Origin of the sequence: Lentzea sp. NPDC004782 (genome assembly GCF_040609115.1) — a bacterium.
Classification (GTDB): domain Bacteria; phylum Actinomycetota; class Actinomycetes; order Mycobacteriales; family Pseudonocardiaceae; genus Lentzea.
On sequence record NZ_JBEXJN010000145.1, the window covers coordinates 1 to 3,934 of the forward strand.

3 protein-coding genes and 1 pseudogene are annotated in these 3,934 nt (G+C 70.7%); 1 reads left to right on the forward strand and 3 read right to left on the reverse strand.

The genetic code is table 11. The features are described 5' to 3' along the window. The 3 genes and pseudogenes from ABZV40_RS46260 to ABZV40_RS46270 all read right to left on the reverse strand — a co-directional run. A pseudogene (locus ABZV40_RS46260) lies at positions 1-395 on the reverse strand (hypothetical protein); the annotation flags it as partial. Further along, complete coding sequence (locus ABZV40_RS46265) at positions 392-1,249, reverse strand: sugar ABC transporter permease (protein WP_355456496.1); 858 nt, start codon at positions 1,247-1,249, stop codon at positions 392-394. The gene ABZV40_RS46265 and the pseudogene ABZV40_RS46260, both read right to left, overlap by 4 nt. Positions 1,250-1,251: 2 nt before the next feature. After that, on the reverse strand, positions 1,252-2,493 hold the full coding sequence (locus ABZV40_RS46270) for an extracellular solute-binding protein (RefSeq protein ID WP_355456497.1): 1,242 nt from the start codon (positions 2,491-2,493) through the stop codon (positions 1,252-1,254). 289 nt (positions 2,494-2,782) lie between these two features. Here ABZV40_RS46270 and ABZV40_RS46275 point away from each other — a divergent pair, with 289 nt between their 5' ends. Continuing rightward, on the forward strand, positions 2,783-3,796 hold the full coding sequence (locus ABZV40_RS46275; protein WP_355456498.1) for a LacI family DNA-binding transcriptional regulator: 1,014 nt from the start codon (positions 2,783-2,785) through the stop codon (positions 3,794-3,796). Positions 3,797-3,934: the final 138 nt, after the last annotated feature.

Consider the following 3,934-nt stretch of genomic DNA (forward strand, 5'->3'; position numbering starts at 1 on the left):
CCCCCACGTCCTCGTACTGGTTGTACGGGGGCGTGGGGGCGGTGCCGCGAGGCGCCCTGCTGGACGCCGGAAGACGCGGTGAAGGTTGCCGGTCGCGGCACTGACACGCGGCGGCCCGCAGGCCACAGCTTCGCGAGCGAGTACGCGGCGGGCGCGGCGAGCACCAGCGTGAGCACGACGGTGCCCAGCGCCACCAGCAGACTCGTGCCGAAGTACGGCAGCTGCTCTCGCAACACCCGCTCGTAACCCTCGGTCGTCGGCGAGGACGGGAACAGGCTCGGCGGTGACCTGCGCAGGTCACGGGCGGGCGTGAGCGACACGTTGATCATCCAGTAGACCGGGAACAGCATCACCGCGGTCAGCAGCACACCGGTCACCGTCCGCCAGGCCCTCATGCGCGCTCCTGGGCCCGGATGTACAGCAGCCCCGCCACCAGCGACACGAGGATCAGCACGTTGCCCACCGCGGCGCTCGGCCCGAACCTGGGCAGCATGCTGCCGAACCCGAGCTCGTAGGACCAGGTCGCGAGCGTGGTGGACGACCCGCTCGGCCCACCTCTGGTCATGATCCAGATGAGGTCGAACACCTTGAGCGTGTAGACCAGGCCGAGCAGCAGCGTGATCGCCGAGACCGGGCGCAGCATCGGGAACGTGACGTGCCGGAACGTCTGCCAGCCGCTCGCACCGTCCAAAGAGGACGCTTCGTACACCTCGGACGGGATCGTGCGCAGCCCGCTGTAGAGCACGACGAGGTTGAACGGCACGCCGATCCAGATGTTGGCGATGGTGACCGACACCAGCGACCACTCCGGCGAGGTCAGCCAGTGGATCTTCGCGCCCAGCAGGGCGTTGACCAGGCCGGACTCGCTGTTGAGCAACCACGCCCAGGTGGACGCGGAGACGATCAGCGGCAACAGCCACGGCACCAGGAACAACGCGCGCAACGTCGCGGACAACGGGAAGTCGCGCGCGAAGAACACGGCCAGCGCGAAGCCGATGGTGTACTGGAAGATCAGCGACACGGCCGTGAACAGCACCGTGTTCACGACCGCCTTCTGGAAGGTCGGGTCGGTGAGCACGGCGGCGTAGTTCTCGAACCCGACGAACGGTGCGCCGCCGTGCACGAACGTCCGCACGGTGTAGCCGCGGACGCTCAGGTTCACGTTGGTGTACAGGGGATACGCGTAGCAGACCAGCAGGTAGACCACGAGCGGAGCCGCGAACGCCCAGGCGGCGAGACGTGGGCGCACGGCTACTTCGCGGCGGCCGCGGTGGCTTGGGCTTCTTTCAACGCGTCCGCCGGTGTCTTCGCCCCGGTGAGCGCGGCCTGCACGGCACCCCACAGCGGCTGCGAGATCCGCGGGTAGCGGGTGCCGAGGTTGTCCCCGGTGCGCCCCTTGGCGTTCTGCACGGCGTCCACCCAGACCTTCAGCTCGGGCATGGCGGCGATCTGGTGCTGCTGCACCGACGGCACCGCCGAGACGTACGTCAGCGCGGTGTCGGCCGCGAGCACCCGGTCCGGGCTGGTGAGGCAGGTGGCGATCTTCCCCGCCGTGGTCTCGGTGGCCTTGTCGTCCTGCACCGGCACGGTGACGAACTCGCCTCCCGTCGGCGCGGGCGCGGTGCCCCCGGTGCGGCCGGGGATCGCGATCACGCCGTACTCGAAGCCGGTCTTCTTCGCGTTCTGCAGCTGCCAGGTGCCGTTCTCGGCGAACGCGTAGTCGCCGGTGGCGAACTCCTGCCAGCTGGTGGTCTGCGTGTTGCCGATCACCGAGTTCGGCGCGTAGCCCTTGTCCAGCCAGGACTTCCACAGTTCCAGCGCGCCGACCGCCTGGGTCGAGGCGAGGTCGGTGAGCGCCGCGCCGGAACCCCAGAACCACGGCAGGAACTGGAACGTGCCCTCCTCGGTGCCGATCGCGGAGAACGTGATGCCCTTCTTGCCCGCCGCCTTGACCTTGGCCAGCGCGGCGTCCAGCGAGGCCCAGTCCTTGATCGAGGCCGGGTCGACGCCCGCGGCGGTCAGCACGGCCTTGTTGTAGTAGAGCGCCAGGGTGTTCGCCCCGATCGGTGTGCCGTAGGTCTGGCCGTTCAGCGTGCCGGCGGACACGAGGTTGGGTGCCGCGGCGGACGCGTCGAGGCCCGCCTCGGAGATCGGCCGCAGCACCCCGGCCTCAGCGAGCGTCGACACCACGGGGTTGTCGACGACCAGGACCTGCGGCGCGGTGCGCTGCTGTGCCGCGAGCAGCACCTTGTTCGTCAGGTCGGTGGTGTCGAAGGCCTGCCGCTGGATCTTCACCCCGGCCTCGGCCCCGCACTTGTCGATCGTCTTCGCCCAGTCCGACTCGGCGGCGAACTGCGGGTACGGGTCCCAGACGGCGAAGGTGTCGCGCGCCGCGGGCGCCGACGACGAGCACGCGGCCAACCCGGCCGCGAGGAGAGCTAGTGCCGCGATCGGCAGCCTTTGCCCCGTATTTCGACGGTCAGACGGGTGCATCGTGGTGCCGCCCCCACGTCCTCGTACTGGTTGTACGGGGGCGTGGGGGCGGTGCCGCGAGGCGCCCTGCTGGACGCCGGAAGACGCGGTGAAGGTTGCCGGTCGTGGCACTAGAGCTGCGCGCCGCATGCGTGGTCCTCCCTGCCGACGTCGTTGCCGGCAATCATCGAACCGGTTCGATTTTCGAGCAGCCGCGCCAACGTAGCCGCGTCGGCCGAGCCTGCGCAAGGGGTGATGTCCTACCCTGTCGATTGTCGAATCGGTTCCTTCGACGGGACGGGGCGCAGCCATGAACATCGGAGAGATCGCCAAGCGGGCCGGCGTGTCCCGCAGCACGGTGTCGTACGCGCTGAGCGGCAAACGCCCGGTGTCCGCGGCGACCGTGCGGCGGATCAACGACGTCATCGCCGAGCTCGGCTACCGCCCGAACGCGAGCGCCCGTGCCCTGGCCGAGGGCAGGACCAGGACGTTCGGCCTGGTGATCCCGCCCGCGAGCAGCCGCCTGACCGACGTCCAGCTGGGCTTCGTGGCCAGCGTCGTCGAGGCGGCGGCGGTCCACGACCACGACGTGCTGCTGTCCCCGAGCGGCGGCGACCACGACCGCTCCTTCGACCGCGTCGTCACCGGCCGCCGCGTCGACGGCGTCATCCTGATGGAGATCCTCCTGCACGACCCGCGCGTCGACCGCCTCACCAGCACGGGTCTGCCGTTCGTGACGATCGGCCACGTAGAGGACCCCGCGGCCTCGTGGTGGGTCGACGTCGACTACGGGAGCCTGATCGGCCGCTGCGTCCGCCACCTCGCCGACCTCGGTCACCGCGACATCGTGCTGATCAACCGCTCGGCCGAGCTGGTCGCCTCCGGCTACGGCCCCGCGGTCCGCGCCACCGAGGCGTTCCTGGAATCCGCCGCCGCACGCGGCGTGACCGCACACGACGTGTGCTGCGCCGACGACCCCGCAGCCGGCCTGGCGTGCTTCGAGCAGATCCGGTCCCGCTGGCCGGAGGTGACCGCGGCCGTGACGATCAACGAGGCGGCCCTGCCCGGCGTCCAGCGCGCGTTGCACCGAGCCGGCCTCGACGTGCCGCGCGACTTCTCGCTCACCGGCGTGATCGCGGACAGGCTGGCCGAGGACTTCCACCCGCCGCTGACGGCGGCGGACGTGCCGGCCGGGGAGATGGCGCGGCTCGCGGTCGAGCTGCTGCTGGAGCAGATCGCCGACGGGCCGGCGATGGCGCGGCACGCGTTGCTGGCGCCGCCGATCACGTTGCGGTCGAGCACCGGGGCGCGGCTGAGCGGCTGAGCGCCCTGCCATAGATCTTGTCCGCAACCCGCCTGCCGGGGGCAGTTACGTGGGGTTAATGCGCGCGGAAACACCCCACGTGGGGGGAAGGGCCCGGCCAAACCCACACCACACCAACCCCCGCGGCGGCGCGGCGGG